Source organism: Paenibacillus sp. 7523-1, assembly GCF_002276415.1.
Lineage (GTDB): Bacteria > Bacillota > Bacilli > Paenibacillales > Paenibacillaceae > Paenibacillus > Paenibacillus illinoisensis_A.
The window spans coordinates 1-18,078 of sequence record NZ_NPBR01000023.1; the positions used below are offsets into that span (position 1 = coordinate 1).

At 46.0% G+C, this 18,078-nt stretch carries 14 protein-coding genes and 2 tRNA genes; 12 read left to right on the forward strand and 4 right to left on the reverse strand.

The window, feature by feature from the left end; genetic code table 11:
- The coding region (gene asnB, locus CHH60_RS23345; protein ID WP_095361405.1) for an asparagine synthase (glutamine-hydrolyzing) at positions 1-823 on the reverse strand (823 nt) is incomplete at its 3' end.
- 192 nt (positions 824-1,015) lie between these two features.
- On the opposite strand from asnB, the gene CHH60_RS23350 reads away from it, so the two are divergent.
- From CHH60_RS23350 to CHH60_RS30390, 3 genes are all read left to right on the forward strand, one after another.
- Complete coding sequence (locus CHH60_RS23350) at positions 1,016-1,315, forward strand: hypothetical protein (protein WP_095361406.1); 300 nt, start codon at positions 1,016-1,018, stop codon at positions 1,313-1,315.
- Between the two features lie 20 nt (positions 1,316-1,335).
- The gene (locus tag CHH60_RS23355; RefSeq protein ID WP_095361407.1) at positions 1,336-1,692 is read left to right on the forward strand and encodes a hypothetical protein; all 357 of its coding nucleotides are present in this window, start codon (positions 1,336-1,338) and stop codon (positions 1,690-1,692) included.
- A 70-nt stretch (positions 1,693-1,762) separates the two neighbouring features.
- The gene (locus CHH60_RS30390; protein ID WP_255248063.1) at positions 1,763-1,891 is read left to right on the forward strand and encodes a hypothetical protein; all 129 of its coding nucleotides are present in this window, start codon (positions 1,763-1,765) and stop codon (positions 1,889-1,891) included.
- A gap of 77 nt (positions 1,892-1,968) precedes the next feature.
- Here the strand turns inward: CHH60_RS30390 and CHH60_RS23360 are convergent, their stop codons facing one another.
- A complete protein-coding gene (locus CHH60_RS23360) occupies positions 1,969-2,262 on the reverse strand; it encodes a DUF4870 domain-containing protein (RefSeq protein WP_095293284.1) in 294 nt (97 codons plus the stop codon).
- Between the two features lie 297 nt (positions 2,263-2,559).
- On the opposite strand from CHH60_RS23360, the gene CHH60_RS23365 reads away from it, so the two are divergent.
- The 3 genes from CHH60_RS23365 (at position 2,560) to CHH60_RS23375 (ending at position 8,116) form a co-directional block, all read left to right on the forward strand.
- Positions 2,560-2,633 (forward strand) — tRNA-Arg (locus CHH60_RS23365).
- A gap of 368 nt (positions 2,634-3,001) precedes the next feature.
- Positions 3,002-3,775 (forward strand): class I SAM-dependent methyltransferase, encoded by a 774-nt coding sequence (locus tag CHH60_RS23370; RefSeq protein WP_095361408.1) that lies wholly within the window; start codon positions 3,002-3,004, stop codon positions 3,773-3,775.
- Positions 3,776-4,156: 381 nt separating this feature from the next.
- Positions 4,157-8,116 carry a S8 family serine peptidase gene (locus CHH60_RS23375; protein WP_095361409.1) on the forward strand — a complete coding sequence of 1,320 codons (3,960 nt, stop codon included), beginning with the start codon at positions 4,157-4,159 and terminating at the stop codon, positions 8,114-8,116.
- A 298-nt stretch (positions 8,117-8,414) separates the two neighbouring features.
- Here CHH60_RS23375 and CHH60_RS23380 read toward each other — a convergent pair whose 3' ends face one another.
- Positions 8,415-9,653, reverse strand: coding sequence for a CynX/NimT family MFS transporter (locus CHH60_RS23380; protein ID WP_095361410.1), 1,239 nt, complete (start codon positions 9,651-9,653; stop codon positions 8,415-8,417).
- Between the two features lie 280 nt (positions 9,654-9,933).
- A tRNA-Arg gene (locus CHH60_RS23385) sits at positions 9,934-10,007 on the reverse strand.
- A gap of 325 nt (positions 10,008-10,332) precedes the next feature.
- On the opposite strand from CHH60_RS23385, the gene CHH60_RS23390 reads away from it, so the two are divergent.
- The 6 genes from CHH60_RS23390 to lonB all read left to right on the forward strand — a co-directional run bounded on the left by CHH60_RS23390 (position 10,333) and on the right by lonB (position 18,029).
- Positions 10,333-11,175 carry a hypothetical protein gene (locus CHH60_RS23390; RefSeq protein WP_095361411.1) on the forward strand — a complete coding sequence of 281 codons (843 nt, stop codon included), beginning with the start codon at positions 10,333-10,335 and terminating at the stop codon, positions 11,173-11,175.
- A gap of 135 nt (positions 11,176-11,310) precedes the next feature.
- The gene (gene tig, locus CHH60_RS23395; RefSeq protein ID WP_095361412.1) at positions 11,311-12,651 is read left to right on the forward strand and encodes a trigger factor; all 1,341 of its coding nucleotides are present in this window, start codon (positions 11,311-11,313) and stop codon (positions 12,649-12,651) included.
- A gap of 376 nt (positions 12,652-13,027) precedes the next feature.
- A complete protein-coding gene (gene clpP, locus CHH60_RS23400; protein ID WP_091001992.1) occupies positions 13,028-13,618 on the forward strand; it encodes an ATP-dependent Clp endopeptidase proteolytic subunit ClpP in 591 nt (196 codons plus the stop codon).
- Positions 13,619-13,630: 12 nt separating this feature from the next.
- The gene (gene clpX / locus CHH60_RS23405; protein WP_095361413.1) at positions 13,631-14,884 is read left to right on the forward strand and encodes an ATP-dependent protease ATP-binding subunit ClpX; all 1,254 of its coding nucleotides are present in this window, start codon (positions 13,631-13,633) and stop codon (positions 14,882-14,884) included.
- A 121-nt stretch (positions 14,885-15,005) separates the two neighbouring features.
- Positions 15,006-16,103, forward strand: coding sequence for a flavodoxin-dependent (E)-4-hydroxy-3-methylbut-2-enyl-diphosphate synthase (gene ispG / locus CHH60_RS23410; RefSeq protein WP_095293293.1), 1,098 nt, complete (start codon positions 15,006-15,008; stop codon positions 16,101-16,103).
- 168 nt (positions 16,104-16,271) lie between these two features.
- Positions 16,272-18,029: an ATP-dependent protease LonB gene (gene lonB / locus CHH60_RS23415; protein ID WP_095361414.1), complete on the forward strand. Its 1,758-nt coding sequence runs from the start codon at positions 16,272-16,274 to the stop codon at positions 18,027-18,029.
- The last annotated feature ends 49 nt before the right edge of the window (positions 18,030-18,078 follow it).

Here is an 18,078-nt window from a genome sequence, read left to right on the forward strand (position 1 = left end):
CAGACAGGGCACTGGAGTCGAGGCCCCCTGACAGAAGGGAGCAGACTGGAACATCTGAAGCGAGCTGACGCTCGAGCGTATCCTGCAGCAGACGTCTTACCTCTGCGGCAGTCTCATCCAGATCATGCTCGTGAGGCTGGCTATCCAACTTCCAATAAGCGTAGGTTCGGATTCCATTCCGGTTGAAGATGAGCGCATGTGCTGGTTTGAGTTCATTCAACGAGGAATAGACACCGTGTCCAGGCGTCCTGGCTGGACCTACGATAAATACTTCTGCCAGGCCCTCGGGGCCCACAGCAGCTTCGACATCCGGGTGAAGCAAAAGTGATTTGGGTTCGGAGCCGAATACGAGAGCGTCTTTTGCATTGCTGTAAAACAATGGTTTGACGCCAAGGCGGTCACGTGCCATGAAGACCTGTTCGCGTCCTCCATCCCAGATGGCAAAAGCAAAAATGCCATTAAAACGGTCTACACATGCCGGTCCCCATTCGATATAAGAGGCGAGCAGAACTTCCGTATCACATTGCGTACGGAAATGGTGCCCCCGTTGAAGCAGCTCTTTTTTCAATTCGGGTGCATTGTATAGTTCTCCGTTATACACGACGGTATAGGAGGTGTCTCCCTGTAACGCATGCATGGGCTGAGCCCCGTTCTCCGGGTCCATTACGCTGAGCCGGCGATGTCCAAATGCACAAGGATTGGAGATCCATGTACCTGAAGCGTCGGGCCCCCGGTTCGACAAACTGTCCGTCATTCGGAGCAGCAGTTCCGATTCCTGGGTCAAATCCCGATTCCACTGTATGAAGCCGGTTATACCGCACATGGTTGTTCATCCTTTCTTAGTCGATTCGTTGATCCTGTTGAGTGTTGCATGGCATGGAGCCAGCGAATGTTGTCTTTTTCGTCAGAAGTCGTAACAAATATATGCCGAAAGCAGGCATAAAATGTCTGTCCTCTTCGGAAACTATGTCTAGGAACAACGGCCTCAGCATGCCTGTGAAGGAGAGAATGGACTGTGGACAAAACAACCTATTATGTTTCTGTGGGTGGACGTTCCGTTTTACAGGATCAGCACGCAGCTGCTTATGAATGGGTTATTCAGGCGACACCTCAGGAAGTTGACCATTTAATGGGATTCCTCAACCTGATGCAGGAAAAAGAGGAAGAGGCCTTTCCAGGAATGGTATTCCCGTGGCCGGATACACCTGAAGAATCGGTGAATCGGGCATATGAAGCTGCTATACAGCAGGTGTATCAAGAGATTTACCGTTTGGGAACACCGGAGACAAGACGAGAGATCGAACAAAGTATATGAAATGATAAGGAGCGATAACAATGTATGCAATTCAGGATGCCAAGATCCGTAGATTAACCGAGGTGGATGGATTGTCTTGTGCAGAAGTGGAGGTACAGCCAGCAAACGCAGGAGATCCTTCTTTATTAGTATATGTAGCGGCAACACAGCCTGGAAGCACATTGGAAGTGGTAAGAATTGTACGCAACCATTCGGATGCTGTTCTGGATTGGTACAACAACAATATGCACACTGCCTTTGAGGATGCAACGGAGACAGCGTTTCAGAACAGTGAAGGTATAACCGCAGGAGAGGATAAAGCCCGATTCCAAAGTGAATTGTTTGCGTTTGGGCTGCTCGGTCCAACCCTTCAACGTTACTTAGTTGGTCAGGCGTAATCATCTTCCAGCATGGATAATGGAGCTAACCCGGAGCATACTACAACCAAGTTCCGGGGAGGTGATAGCAATGGCTTCCAAGTTCAAGAAAAACAAAGGAAACCTTTACGCGCATCATACCGAGTTTGCCGGGGAAGTGCTCGCCGTTAACAGCAAGCGTCCTACGCTTAGAAATCCATGGCGTAAGGGAAACAAGTAACCGGAATGAAGAACCCGCCGTTTTTTTGGAAACGGCGGGTTTCTGCATGTAATCTAATGGTAAGGATGGTGTAGAAGTCACGCATACTCACGAAGGACTTGAATCCCTTTGACGATATTATAAATAAAGCTTAATCCATAAATAACAAAGAACAGAATGACATAACCGATGGCGCCTCCAATGCTCTGAGAGGTAACGAAGAAATAAAAGAGGGGAATGGCAGCGAGAAACGGGAAAACGTGTGAAAACAAGGCCCGTTTGGCGTGTCCCTCAATATAATTGTCCCGCGCAACAATCCAAATGATAATCGGGAACAGAAAAGGAGCGAAGAAAATACTGAAATAGGATAAGGCGGACAAAAGCTGTCTCATAACAATTCTCTCCTTCTTTGAATGAATTTAGGTGTAAAGGTATGTATGCAAAAGATTACCCAGCCAAGCTGACAATGAATAGTCTATGTTCCGTATGGTGTATATGGGGTATAAACCCTGCCATCAACAATATTGCCTGCGAATCCAGATCGTATTCGATCGGTTGAGCAGCGTATGAAATTATACGTAAATGAATGTAACTGGATGCAACTTATTAATTTTTTTATAAAAGTATTGAAAAATATAGAAAACCGAGTATAATAGAAATCGCGCCAAAAATTTTATTTATACATACTTGTCTCAGTAGCTCAGCAGGATAGAGCAACGGCCTTCTAAGCCGTCGGTCGGGGGTTCGAATCCCTCCTGGGACGTTCAAGAAAGCTTCCTACGGGAAGCTTTTTTTACGTTCAGGGGATGAGAACCCCCATGGTTCGTCGGAGGATAAGCATCGGGAGGATTCCTTCGCAGTCTCGACTGGAAGGAGAGTATCCCTCCTGGGACGTTCAAGAAAGCTTCCTACGCGAAGCTTTTTTTACGTTCAGGGGATGAGAACCCCCAGAGGTTCGTCGGAGGCTAAGCTTCGAGAGGATTACTTCGCAGCCTCGACGAGAAGGAGAGTATCCTTCTGGGACAGAGGTTTATAGGTTATAACTATTAATGGAATAGAAATTATATATTTAAATAATAAGTCCGGATGTGCCACAATAAACTTATCATTACGAAAGCGACGGTGGTATCAATGAAATCAATCAACCAATGGCAGGCAGAGGAGTATGATCACAAATTGGCCTTTGTATCGGGATACGGAAAAAGTTTAATTTCATGGCTTCAACCTCAAAAGGGAGAACGGATTCTCGATTTAGGCTGTGGGACAGGTGATTTGACACACGAAATCGCCTTGTCACAAGCAGAGGTGGTTGGCATGGATGCCTCTCCGGACATGATACAGCGGGCAAGAGAGAAGTTCCCAGAAATCACATTCGTGGAAGGGGACGGACACCGATTCGAGGCCAGCAAACCCTATGATGCTGTCTTCTCCAACGCGGCATTACACTGGATGAAGTCCCCTGAACTTGTCGTAGAAAGCATATGGAATGCACTAAAGCCTGGCGGACGCCTCGTCGTGGAGTTTGGTGGAAAGGGTAACGTTCAGACCATAGTAACTGCACTGGAGACGGTGCTCGAACAAAAGACAGGAATTCATGCTGCAGATCGCAATCCCTGGTACTTTCCAACAATCGGTGAGTACAGCTCCCTCTTGGAAGAGAAGGGATTCCTGGTTCGGCAGGCCTATCATTACGATCGTCCTACCCAGCTTCAAGATGGGGAGAAGGGTATTGAGGGGTGGTTAGCTCATTTTGGAGGGGACTATTTTGCTGGTCTAAGCAAGGAACAAATTGAGGAAATTTGCCTTGAAACGAGTAAAATGGTAGTACCCAAGCTCTGGAAAGGTGATGCCATCTATGCGGATTATAAGCGTTTGCGAGTGGAGGCTGTAAAACTGGATAAGTAAAGTGAATGTATCATTTACTTTGTTAAATGAAATTTAAAAGGTCATTACTCTTTAATGTCTGTATCTTGCAGAGATCATGATTCTCATGCTTCAATGAGGATTGTGGTCTTTTTTCCTATGAACTAGTTTAAAATTCAATATCTTCATCGACAAATAAATACAATTTTCTTATTTTCCTCTTACTCAAGAACCATATAAGTAATTTTTATATCATATCTGTAATTATTTAGAAGGGAATTGTGATGATTTAGTAGAATAATTTACCATGGGTCAAACTTCTTGCGGAAGGGATGGTGACATTATACAAGTATTGCAGTACTTGTTCGGGACAAGACCCCAGTGATTGGTGAGGTATTCATATTAAGAAGGAGGGGCATCGCCTTGAATAAACGATTGATATCCATGCTATTAAGTGTCCTTATGATCTTTTCCATCATCATGCCTGCGGCTGGAGCCGCTCCAGCAGAAGTACAGCTTGACAGGAATTTGCCTACCAAGGCTGAAGCCGAGCAGTGGAGAGAGATTCTCGACCAGCGGGAAGAGAAACTTGCCGCAAAACCTTTTTTGGATCAGAGGCTGGAAGGTCTAGGTGGAGAGAAAACAAGAGTGATCGTTGAACTCTCAAACAAACCCGTAGCTGTAGCGCAAGGCGAATCAACCCTCTCAGGAAAGTCATTTACCTCCTCTATGGAAACAAATGCTGTGACGAAGGTCGAACAACAACAACAGTCATTTGTACATAGCCTCACTCAGAACAAAATCAATCACGAAGTATTGGAAAAGTACGCATATGCCCTGAATGGTGTAGCCATTGAAGTGAATGGAAGCCAGATGGGACAGTTGCTTCGCATACCAGGTGTGGTCAGTGTGTATCCTAACCTTGAAATCGCGTTAACGCCAGAGAATGATGAAGTTAATCCCTATATGAAGGATACAGCTCCGTTTATTGGTGCCCCGGAAGTATGGGATTTGGGTTACAAAGGAAATGGTATCAAAGTCGGCGTTATTGATACAGGGATCGACTACAAGCACCCTAATCTAACAGAAGGTTATAAGGGTGGATGGGATTTTGTGGATAATGATGAAGATCCTTATGAAGCAACAAGAGAAGAGTGGAAGGTGTCTGAACAGCCCGAGTTTAACGAAAAAGGCAGTTCCTACTATACATCCCACGGTACTCACGTAGCAGGAACAATTGCCGCTCGTGAAGCTGGAGATTATGGGGTGATTGGTATTGCTCCTGAAGCTGAAATCTATGCTTACCGCGTATTAGGGCCTTATGGCAGTGGACAAACCGCTTGGGTCCTGGGCGGAATTGATCGCTCGGTCAAAGATGGTATGGACATCATCAATCTCTCACTGGGGAATTTAGCAAATGATCCAAGTTACATTACTTCGGTTGCCCTCAATAATGCCATGCTGTCAGGTGTGACTGCAGTGGTAGCAAGTGGTAACGAAGGCCCGAACCGTTACACCCTAGGTTCTCCGGGAGCATCGGCTATGGCAATCACGGTCGGTAACTCTACGGGCCCTAGTCAGATGATCACAGCCGACACACATTTTTGGATCGATGAGGAAGGTGAAGGTACACTACCTGAAGAATTGCCTGCACCTGAGGTTGAGCAATCACCTGAACTTGGAGTAGCACCAGGAACTGAAGCTCCAGAAAATCCAGAGGAAGACATTCCTGCTAGCACACCAGATGAAGAAGAGCCAACCGTTGAAAAGCCTGAATCATTAGGCGAAGATGCGTTGCCACAAGTAGAGCAAGCAGAGACTACTTTGGAAACAACACAAGATACAACTATTCCTAGTACGGAAGAAGCAGCACCTGCTGAAGAGGAGGAAGTCGCAGCTCCAACTGAAACGGACACCAATCCACTAACCGTTACAGAGTCAGTCTATCGCCTGGATGTGATGGGCTGGAATCTAGCGGAGGATCCGGAAACGGTTTTGAATGGACAATACGATTTGGTGTACGCCGGCTTGGGCAAACCAACTGATTTTGAAGGAAAAGATATGAACGGCAAGGTTGCTTTCATCCAGCGCGGGGAGCTGGCTTTCGTTGATAAGATTGCCAATGCCAAAGCGGCTGGGGCGATTGCTGTTATTGTTTACAATAACATTCCTGGGCCAATTGGCGTTAGTTTGGGCGATGATTTTGAATTTATCCCTACCCTGAGCATGAGCAAGGAAGATGGAGAAGCTATCAAGGCGCAGCTCGACGCTGGTCAAGGTGTTGAAGTCAGCTTCAGTGATTTCGTCAAAGACATGACAGAGGGAGATGAGATGAACTCCTCAAGTTCCCGAGGACCAGCCAAGGTAACACTGGACATTAAACCGGACATTGTTGCACCAGGAACTAGCATCCTGTCAACCATTCCTGCGTATGGCAAGGATGAGCCTGAAGCGGATTACGATCAAGCGTATGGACGTAAATCAGGAACAAGCATGGCGACTCCGCATGTAGCCGGGCTGATTGCATTGCTGATCGAAAAACATCCGGATTGGACACCTTTCGATATCAAAGTTGCCCTTATGAACAATGCCAAAGTACTGAATACAGAGAATTATGATGTGTTCGATCAAGGTGCTGGACGTATACAGGCCACAGAGACGATTGATCCTGAGACTTTTGTTAAAGTCATGGATGTCACGAAATATACTGAAAACGGCGAGGCAGTAGAAAAAGAAAACATTACAGGTAGTGTCAATTTCGGCAACTTCCTAAGTACAGACGAAAAAACGGTCAGCAAAACGCTTAAAGTTCAGTCACTAAAAGGAACAGGCGGGGAATATTCTGTATCTGTTAATCCTACTCGTACCATTAATGGTGTCTCGGTTTCCGTTGATAAGGCATCCTTTGAATTGAATGGAGAAGAAGAGGTAACGGTAACGATTACGGTTCCAAAAGGCGTGACTACTGTTGGAGAAGCCCAAGGGTATCTTCAGTTAAGTCATGGAGCGAAAACATACAGCTTACCGTACGTGGCTCACTTCAATGTTACAGAGGCTGGCGTTAAATACATTGAAACGAAGTATGGTAATGAGACAAATCCATTCCATTATCCATTGAAGGAAGATGGCACGCTGGATACGCTTGATGTATTTATGGAATTCCATAATCCAATGAATTTTGCACTTATTGAAATTTTTGATGGTCTCAACCCAGAAGGTGGTTTCTATCAGGATGGGTACATTGGAAGTATCTTTGGAAATTACTACAACTTTAATGCCAATACCCGATATAACCTGGCTTGGACCGGAAATTACTTGGATTACGAAACAGAAGAAGCAACGAAAATACCAGATGGTTTGTACACCGTTGATATCACTGTTTTAGGTACAGACGGAAAAACGTATGTAGAAGATACTCCTCCTTTTTTGGTGAAAACAGAAGCACCAGTGGTAACTGCTCCAGAGAAGCTGGAATTTAAAAACGATGAGTCTGCAGTTATTAACGGAAACGTGGAAGATTTGTACTTCGTTGTCGCTCCTGCGCTCCAAGAAGGGTGGAACATTGAGTTTGACCCTGCAGCATCCCTCGAAGCATCGTATGTTGTGAAAAAAGAGGATGATTCGATTGTTAAAGAGGGTGACTTTGAAATACAACAGGATGGTAGCTTTGGTCTTGGTTTAGAGGACATTGAATCCGGCGAATATGTCGTTGAACTGACGGTGAAGGACCAGCAGGGGCTTTTAGGTACAGCCAACACATTGTTGAGCTTGGAATCTACGGAGCCTGAACCGGAGACTCCAGCTACCAAAGCACCTGGCACGCCTGTACTTTCTCACAATAATGGACATGCTAATGGTCTGCTCGAAGGCTCCTATACCGTGAGCATGAACTTATGGTGGGGCGAAAATGCGACCAGCTATAAACTTTATGAAGACGGAGTATTGATTGACACGCAGAAGTTGACATACAATGCGCCTATGGCACAGTTTGCTCAGACGAAGATTACAGGAAAAACAAACGGCACATATACGTATGTAGCTGAGCTAACGAATGACAAGGGAACAACACGGAGTCAAACGCTGACTGTGAGGGTTACCAATGCATCTCCTGGCAAGGCAGTACTTTCTCAGGACAATTGGGATGGCGATGGTAATTATAAGGTCACCATGAACTTATGGTGGGGAACCAACGCTACGGAGTACCGCCTTTACGAAAATGATCAGTTAATTGATACCCAAGCACTCAATGCGGCTACACCATATGCGCAAAGTGCGGTTAGTACGATATCTGGACGCTCTTCAGGCACGTATAAGTATCGTGCCGAGTTAAGTAACTCAGCTGGTATTACCAGTACCGAAACGATTACTGTAAAGGTCAAGTAAGTCCAATTATAAGATTCATGTAAGATAGCAGGCTTAATAAACTATCTATACACGTTGAGTGAAGTATATGTATAGAACTTTGTTCTTTCTCTTAAGAGGCCTTCATCCTGATTTAGTAGGGTGAAGGCCTCTTGTTTTGGATTTTTTAATAAACTGTTGGTTACCTGAAGTATTTATTCTGATTGGCAATACTGCATATACTTGTTGATATAAAAGACTCTCCTTACAGTGACTGGTGTTTTATCCTGTCATCACAAGGAGAGCAAAACCAAAAAGATCTGCACATCGAATCAAAATTTTATTTTGAATCACCAATTAATCGATTTTTACTGGCCATGATACCTGTAATCAGCAATACGATGGCGAGTGCAACCTGCAAAAGCAATGGAATGGTCCAGCCATGCGTCCAGTCATGAATTAGTCCGAACAACAAGGGGCCTCCCGCTGCCAGCATATACCCGAAGGATTGAGCCATTCCCGATAATCCTGCTGCTTGTCTGGCGTCCGCAGTCCGAAGCACAAAGAACATCGTAACCAGACCGAATGAAGCTCCGCCACCAATACCAGCGAGAACCACACCAACAGTAACCAGTGAGGAGATGCCGCTTAAGAGGAACGCATACCCCAATATGAGACACGTACAGGTGATAGCTGTCAGCACGCGTTGATCCTTCATCCGCCCAGCCAGGATGGGGATAACGAACGTCACTGGAACGCTGACCATCTGCATCATGGATAACATCAATCCTGCAGAAGATGGGTTAAAACCCTGCGTAGACAAAATTTCGGGCAGCCAGGTAATGGTCGAGTAAAAAATCAACGATTGTAATCCCATAAACAGCGTGATATACCAAGCGAGTGAAGAGGAGATGAGTCGTACCGGTTTCTCGGTATTCCGAGATGCTACATAGACTTCTCCGCGGCGTCCGTTACGAACGTGAGGCAGCCACAAGATAAGAGCCAGGATGGAGAGCACAGCCCACATTCCAAGTGAAGCATGCCAACCCATGGAGGTGAATCCTGCTGCCGGAACGCTAATTCCCGAGGCGATGGCACCCCATATATTCATGGATACGGAGTATAGACCAGTAACCAGTCCTACGCGTAATGGAAAATCCCGTTTAATCAAACTGGGGAGTAAAACGTTACTTAGTGCAATTCCACATCCGAGGATGGCTGTGCCTGCAAAAAGTGCAGGGACAGACGGCAAAAAACGCAGTGCAATACCACACGTTACAATAATGATAGCGGTCAGAAGTGCGGCCTCCAAACCGAATCTTTTTGCCAACTGCGGAGCAAAGGGGGAAATTGCAGCAAAAGCAAGCAGTGGCAGTGAAGTGAGCAATCCCGCCATCGTATGACTTATCCCTGTATCGGCACGAATTAAATCAACGATAGGCCCAGCCGCTGTAATGGGCGACCGCATCGTGGCTGCAATCAGGATGATGCCTGTAAGGAGAAGTCCGAGTTTCACGGACGCTGTAGAGTTATCCGCAACTGCATGATCAGGCGAATGTTGATGTAAAGAGGATGGCATAGTTAATCTCCTGTTATTTATTTTTTCTAATATGTATACTTTGATACATACGTGTACCAACAAGCATAACATTCGGTGTCAACATTGAGCAACGAAGTTGGGCGAGCATATCCCCTGAACGTAAAAATAGCTTCCCGAAGGAAGCTATTTTTTAATACGTCCCAGAAGGGATACTCTCCTTGCAGTCGAGACTGCGAAGTAGTGCTATCGAAGAGGATGCTTCGACGAACCATCCCCAGAACGCAAAAAAAAGCTTCCCGAAGGAAGCTCTTTCTTAATACGTCCCAGAAGGGATTCGAACCCCCGACCGACGGCTTAGAAGGCCGTTGCTCTATCCAGCTGAGCTACTGAGACATGAATTTTTTCAAGCAAAAATGATTTTATCATAAATAATGATGAATATCAAACATTTTATTTAAATAACTTATTCGTATATGATGTTTGGCGACAGGGGACGTTTTTTTCATTATATTTAAGGTTATGTTAGAATATCAGGAGAACTCAGAAAATAGATCGACATTCGTTTAATATACATCTATTTATGGTTGATTCCGACGGAGATTGAGGATATAGAGGAGGTGCTCCTATCAAGGAATCCACGACCCCGGAAAACGAGCACAGTAACAATATTGTTCTGTTTCCTAAGACGCTGGACTATTACCAGATTCAATTAACTGTCATGCTTGAAAACGAGCGATATGGGGAAGCCATGAATCTGCTCCGCTTCTTGCTGCAATGTCAGGGACAGGAAGAACGTCATTATGATGAATGGCGGGCTCTGCTGGAGTGGCTTGAAGCTGCGTTCCCTCATTATGCGGAAGATTCCTCTATTGCCCCAGATGTACAAGAAGAAGAGGAAATCAGTGAGGAAGATATGGCACGTCAGCACGCCAGGTCCAAGCTGGAGCAGGATAAAGGATATGCGGATAAGCTGCTTCGAACAGTAATGGAAGAACCACTATCCGAACAAACGATGCTTGCATTGGAGCAGCTGGCCTATCTTGAACTACCGGAGATCGATGAGGCACTCAGTAGCTGGTTGACCGATAAGTCTCTTCATCCACTGTTGCAGTTCCGGGTGTTGCAAACCTTGCGACGTCGCGGTACGCATGGCTTCATCACGTTTACAAGAGGGGAAGAGCAGGTTGAAGTGGAGATTGATACGGTCCCTCTGCGCCCGGAGGATTTTCCGCTTCAGATCGTGCGCATTCTCGAGCGAGTGGCCGATCAGACGGAAGTTCACGAACCGACACTCTTTTATTTTGCACAGGAACTTTGGATACAATTTGTCATGGCGGTGTATGGAACACGAGACTACGATTCCATGCTGGAAGATAATGATTCCATGACAGATATATGGGCAGCAGCACTACATATGACCGTTGCAGACAGTCTGGGAGGCTCCCACGACGAAGAAGATACCCGTTCAATGTATGCTGTAACTGGAGCGATGCGCTTCCGTTTGGAGCAGGCATATCGTTCAATGAAGCAGTTTGTTTCTGCAGGTTTGGGGGGCCAATAAGGGCCGGAAACGTTTACCTCAAACCGCATCAAGGGATTCCCCTTGAAAAAGAATGTAATCTTGTTTATACTAAAATGGTTATTTTGTACGTGATCGCCTACGTGAACATGTGAATTTTGGAGGGGAAAGTATACAATGAAAGCAACTTGGGAAAAGATAGAGAAGAACCTTGGGGTTCTTGAAGTTGAAGTTGGTGCAGATCGTGTAACTGCAGCACTCGACAAAGCTTTTAATAAAGTAGTAAAACAAGCGAACGTGCCTGGATTCCGTAAAGGTAAAGTGCCACGTCCAATTTTCGAAGCTCGTTTCGGTGTAGAGAGCTTGTACCAAGAAGCAATCGACATTTTGCTTCCTGAAGCTTACACAGAAGCTATTGACCAAACGGATATTTTCCCGGTAGATCGTCCGGATGTAGATATCGAACAATTCGCTAAAGGACAAGCATTCAAGTTCAAAGCGAAAGTAACGGTGAAACCTGAAGTTACCCTGGGTGACTACAAAGGAATCGAAGTTGCTGTAGCTAAAGGCGAAGTAACAGACGCAGAAGTAACTGAAGAGCTTGAGCGTCTTCAACAACGTCACGCTGAACTCGTTGTAATCGACGAAGGTTCTGCACAAAACGGTGACGTTGCAGTTATCGACTTCGATGGTTCCGTTGATGGTGTACCATTCGAAGGTGGACAAGCTGAACGTTATTCCTTGGAACTGGGTTCCAACACATTCATCCCAGGATTTGAAGAACAAGTTGTGGGTCTGTCCACAGGCGACTTCAAAGACGTTGAAGTAACTTTCCCAGAGAGCTACCACGCAGCAGAACTTGCTGGCAAACAAGCGGTATTCAAAGTGAAAGTACACGAAATCAAACGCAAACAACTGCCAGAACTGGATGATGAGTTTGCGAAAGATGTCAGCGAATTTGATACTCTGGAAGAGTACAAAGCTGATCTGAAAACACAACTCGAATCCCGCAAAGCAGATGAGTTCAAAGCAGCTCAAGAAAATGCGGTAGTAGAAAAAGTAGCAGAAAATGCTGAAGTGGACATCCCTTCTGCAATGGTTGACAGCGAAGTGCAAAACATGATGCGTGATTTTGACAACCGCCTGCGTAACCAAGGCATGAACCTGGAAATGTTCCTGAGCTTCTCCGGTCAAACACAAGCTGACCTGAGAGGACAAATGCAAGAAGATGCTTCCAAACGTGTTCGCAACAACCTCGTTCTTGAAGCTGTAGGTAAAGCGGAAAACATTGAAGTATCTGACGAAGAAGTGAACCAAGAACTCGAAAAAATGGCTGAATCCTACAAGCGTCCTGCTGAAGAGATTCGTGGCATTCTGGAGGGCAATGGTTCCCTCGACAGCCTTCGCGATGAAGTTAAACTGCGCAAAACGATCGATGTTCTCGTTGAGAACAGCAAAGTTGTAGAGCCAGTTGAAGCTCCTGTTGAAGAAGCTGCTGCAGAATCTGACGAAAAATAAGACAAGCTGTAAGGCAACAAGCAGCTGAATAAAGGATAAGGCACGTGAATCATTGCGTGCCTTATTTTTAAATTATGGCATCCATTTTATAGATGATTCAGTAATAATATGGATGGTTATAATGTTGGGAAGGGTTATTGCTGTTTCAAGCTCCTATGTACTTATGCAAATAAAATAAGGTTAAACGGCATAGGATTCCTTCGATTTGCACATACATAGAAAACATGGTTAAATATGATCAGGCTAAAAAGTAAACTAACTTATGCTTGACACTACTTGTGAAAAATGACATTGTCACAGGAACGTGTTAGAATGAATTTGGGTTTGCTTTACAGGTAGCCTATGTCTAATTACATGTAGAAAAGAGGTTGGTCTCATGAGTCTGGTGCCAATGGTTGTGGAACAAACCAATCGAGGCGAACGGTCTTACGATATATATTCGCGTTTGCTGAAGGATCGCATCATTTTTCTAACCAGTGCGATTGATGACGATGTAGCCAATCTTGTCATAGCACAGCTTTTATTTTTGGCAGCCGACGATCCTGAGAAGGATATCAGCTTGTACATTAATTCACCTGGTGGTTCTGTCACCGCAGGGATGGGTATATACGATACGATGCAGTATATCAAGCCGGATGTATCTACCATTTGCGTTGGGATGGCAGCAAGCATGGGTTCGTTGTTGTTAACGGCCGGTGCGCCTGGTAAACGATATGCGCTGACCAATAGCGAAGTGATGATTCACCAACCGCTTGGCGGCGTTCAAGGACAGGCTGCGGATATTAAAATCCACGCCGAATGGATTATTAAAACACGTCAGAAACTGAATCAAATATACGTCGATCGTACAGGTCAGCCCCTTGAGAAAATTGAGCGGGATACGGACCGTGACTTTTTCATGAGTGCGGAAGAAGCCAAAGCGTACGGCATTATTGACCAGGTGCTCAGCAGACCGATCAATTCCTAAAGGGGTGGTTTCATGTTTAAATTTAACGATGAGAAAGGGCAACTGAAATGCTCTTTTTGCGGTAAATCTCAAGAACAGGTGCGCAAGCTGGTCGCTGGACCAGGCGTGTACATTTGTGATGAATGTATCGAACTTTGCACCGAAATCGTTGAGGAAGAGCTCGGTCATGACGAAGAACTGGACCTCAAAGATATACCGAAACCAAAAGAAATCCGCGATATTCTGGATCAATATGTTATTGGACAGGATCAAGCGAAGAAGTCTTTGTCTGTAGCGGTTTACAATCACTACAAACGGATTAATACTCAAAGCAAGATTGAGGACGTTGAACTGCAAAAGAGTAACATTTTGCTTCTCGGACCTACAGGTTCCGGTAAAACGTTGCTTGCGCAAACGATGGCCAAAATCCTCAATGTTCCTTTTGCTATTGCTGACGCGACTTCATTGACTGAAGCTGGTTATGTCGGTGAAGACGTTGAGAACATTCTGCTCAAGCTCATTCAAGCTGCTGACTATGATGTGGAAAAAGCAGAGCGCGGTATCATTTATATCGATGAAATTGACAAAGTAGCCCGCAAATCCGAGAACCCGTCCATTACACGTGACGTATCGGGTGAAGGGGTACAACAAGCGTTGCTGAAAATCCTGGAAGGAACGGTTGCTTCTGTACCACCACAAGGTGGGCGTAAGCATCCACATCAGGAATTTATCCAAATTGATACAACAAATATCCTGTTCATTTGTGGTGGTGCCTTTGATGGTCTCGAGCAAATGATCAAACGCCGGATCGGTAAAAAAGTTATTGGCTTTAATACCGTTGCGGAACAAAAAGACCTCAAACCGGGTGAATACCTGGGTATGGTCCTGCCGGAAGACTTGCTGAAATTTGGTCTGATTCCGGAATTTGTAGGCCGTCTACCAGTCATCTCCACTTTGGAGCCACTGGACGAAGATACATTGGTACGGATTCTTTCCGAACCAAAAAACGCCCTGACCAAGCAGTATCAAAAATTGCTTGAACTGGACAATGTAAATCTGGTGTTTGAACCAGGTGCGTTGCTCGCGATTGCAAAAGAAGCAATCAAACGTAACACAGGTGCGCGGGGCTTGCGTGCCATCATTGAGGGTATCATGCTTGAAATCATGTATGAAGTGCCTTCACGTGATGATGTTACGAACTGTGTGATTACCGAAGAAGTCGTTGAGAAAAGAGTTGTGCCTGAACTTGGCCAATCGAAGGACGATAAGCAGGAAGAAAGTGCGTAACTGAAGGTAGCACTCTTGCTCAGCTCTGAAATATAGACTTGTCAGTTCTCCACTTTGGCAGAAGGCGAATTCATGTCTCTGTCAGGGTGGAGCTTTGACGTTGTGGGGAGAGAAATCACTCATGTATTTAAGACAAGATACACGTCCCGTAAAAGTAGGGAATATAACGATTGGTGGCAGTAATGAAGTCATTATCCAAAGTATGTGTACTACAAAAACGGCAGACGTTGAGGCTACCGTTGCAGAAATTCTGCGATTGGAAGAGGCAGGATGCCAAATAGTACGTGTAACCGTAAATAATGAGGAAGCTGCTGCAGCCATTAAAGAAATCAAGAAACGCATCCACATTCCGCTTGTAGCAGATATTCACTTTAACTATAAACTGGCTCTTCTTGCGATAGAGAACGGCATCGATAAAGTCCGGATTAATCCAGGCAACATCGGTAAACGTGCTAAAGTGGAAGAAGTCGTGAAAGCATGTAAGGAACGTGGTATTCCCATTCGGATCGGGGTTAACGCCGGTTCACTGGAAAACCATTTGCTTGAGAAGTACGGATATCCAACAGCTGATGCTATGGTAGAAAGTGCATTGTATCACATTGGTATTCTGGAAGAACTCGATTTCCATGATATTATCGTTTCACTGAAAGCGTCGGATGTACCGATGGCGATTGAAGCGTATTCCAAGGCAGCTCAGATCATTAAGTATCCGTTGCACTTGGGAATCACAGAAGCGGGTACGCTGTTCTCGGGCACAATTAAGAGCTCGGCAGGTATGGGTGCTCTGCTCTCTATGGGTATTGGTTCAACCATGCGGATCTCGCTCAGCGCAGACCCGGTAGAAGAAATCAAGGTTGCACGCGATCTGCTCAAAACCTTTGGGCTCATTTCGAATGCCGCTACGTTGATTTCCTGTCCGACCTGCGGTCGTCTGGACATTGATCTCTTCTCTATTGCGAACGAGGTGGAAGAGTATATCTCCAAACTCAAGGTGCCGATTAAAGTGTCTGTACTGGGATGTGCGGTGAATGGTCCTGGTGAGGCAAAAGAAGCGGATATCGGAATTGCCGGTGCTCGTGGAGAAGGTCTCTTGTTCCGTCACGGTAAGATGATCCGTAAAGTGCCTGAGGAAATTATGGTAGAGGAATTGAAAAAGGAAATCGATAAAATCGTCGAAACCTATGAAACAACAGGAGTAATTCCTGGACGCTCGCACTGATCGTTTCATATATGCTTAACCAAGAGCCCGTCAGCAATGACGGGCTCTTGGTGTCTTAACATCCATAAATTCTGCCTGGACCGTTTACCTGTTGGTGAAACGGCTATACTACCATGTATTAGTATGATTCCGTAGGGAACAGTCAGAAGAACAGGAGGATGTTGAGATATGGGTGATTTAGGCATGGTCTTCATGTTGATACAGTTATTTTTTGGTGTGGTGATTGGTTTGTATTTCTGGAATCTGCTTCGGGGCCAGAAAACCAATCGCAGTGCCGTCGAGCGTGAGTCTCGCAAAGAGCTGGAGAAACTGCGTAAATTGCGTTCGATTTCACTTACGAAACCACTCGCAGAGAAGACAAGGCCAGCTACCATCAATGATATCGTGGGGCAAAAAGATGGCTTGCGTGCTCTCAAGGCTGCCTTGTGCAGTGCAAATCCGCAGCATGTAATTATTTATGGGCCTCCCGGAGTTGGGAAGACAGCAGCAGCCAGGGTGGTCCTGGAGGAAGCCAAAAAAAATCCATCATCACCGTTCAAGCCAGATGCCAAGTTTACGGAGCTGGATGCGACAACCGCCCGTTTTGACGAGCGCGGGATTGCCGACCCCTTAATCGGTTCAGTACATGATCCGATATATCAGGGGGCAGGTGCCATGGGGGTTGCGGGCATTCCTCAACCGAAACCGGGAGCCGTGACCAAAGCCCATGGGGGCATGTTGTTTATCGATGAGATCGGTGAATTGCATTCCATTCAAATGAATAAATTACTCAAAGTACTGGAAGATCGCAAGGTCTTTTTGGAAAGTGCGTACTATAACTCGGAAGACACGCATACTCCTGCTTATATCCACGATATTTTTCAAAATGGCCTGCCAGCGGATTTCCGTCTTGTCGGAGCGACGACACGTTCGCCTCATGAACTGCCTCCAGCGCTTCGTTCGCGCTGCATGGAAGTATACTTCAGACCATTATTGCCGGAAGAGATCGGGAAAATTGCTGAGGACGCTGTTCAAAAAATCGGCTTCAGCCCTTGTCCGGATGCTGTTGAAGTGGTCAAGCGATATGCCACGAACGGACGCGAGGCAGTGAATATTATTCAGCTTGCTGCCGGACTGGCACTCACTGAAAAAAGAGAGACCCTTCAGGCCTCGGATGTCGAGTGGGTTGCTGGCAGCAGCCAAATCCAGCCGCGTCCGGATCGCAAGGTGCCTCAGCAGCCACAGATTGGTTTTGTTAATGGCTTGGCCGTATACGGTCCGAATATGGGCACCATACTTGAGATCGAAGTGTCTGCCGTGCCTGTACTCAGAGACCAAGGCCGAATCAATATTACGGGCGTGGTGGATGAGGAAGAGATTGGAGGCGGTTCGCGAACACTCCGGAGAAAAAGCATGGCCAAAGGTTCGGTTGAAAATGTGATCACCGTGTTAAAAGCCATGGGACTTCGTCCGAATGACTATGACTTGCATATCAACTTCCCGGGAGGAACGCCAATTGACGGTCCATCAGCCGGAATTGCGATGGCCACGGCAATTGTCTCGGCTATTCAGGGACGTCCTGTTGATCATGAGACAGCGATGACTGGGGAAATCAGCATTCATGGCCGGGTGAAGCCGATTGGCGGTGTGCTCGCCAAAGTAGAGGCTGCTTTTCAGGCGGGAGCCAAGACCGTTATTATTCCCGCCGAAAACTGGCAGTCCATTTTTGAGAATCTGGATGGATTACGCGTCATTCCGGTAGATACGGTTCAGGATGTTTTTCGTGAGGTATTTGCCTGGGTGCCTGATTCTCAGCAGGCGGAGCAATTGAAGCACGCAGATGAGCCAGCAGCACCCGCTGCAGAGATTTTCCCTCCAGCATCTGCTTCATTTTTACGTGCTGATCTGACCCGTCCGGGACAGGTTACTGATTCGGGAAGCTGCTAAGCGCTTCCCTTCAATTGGTTTTTTATGTGAACATTTGATAGAATAATGA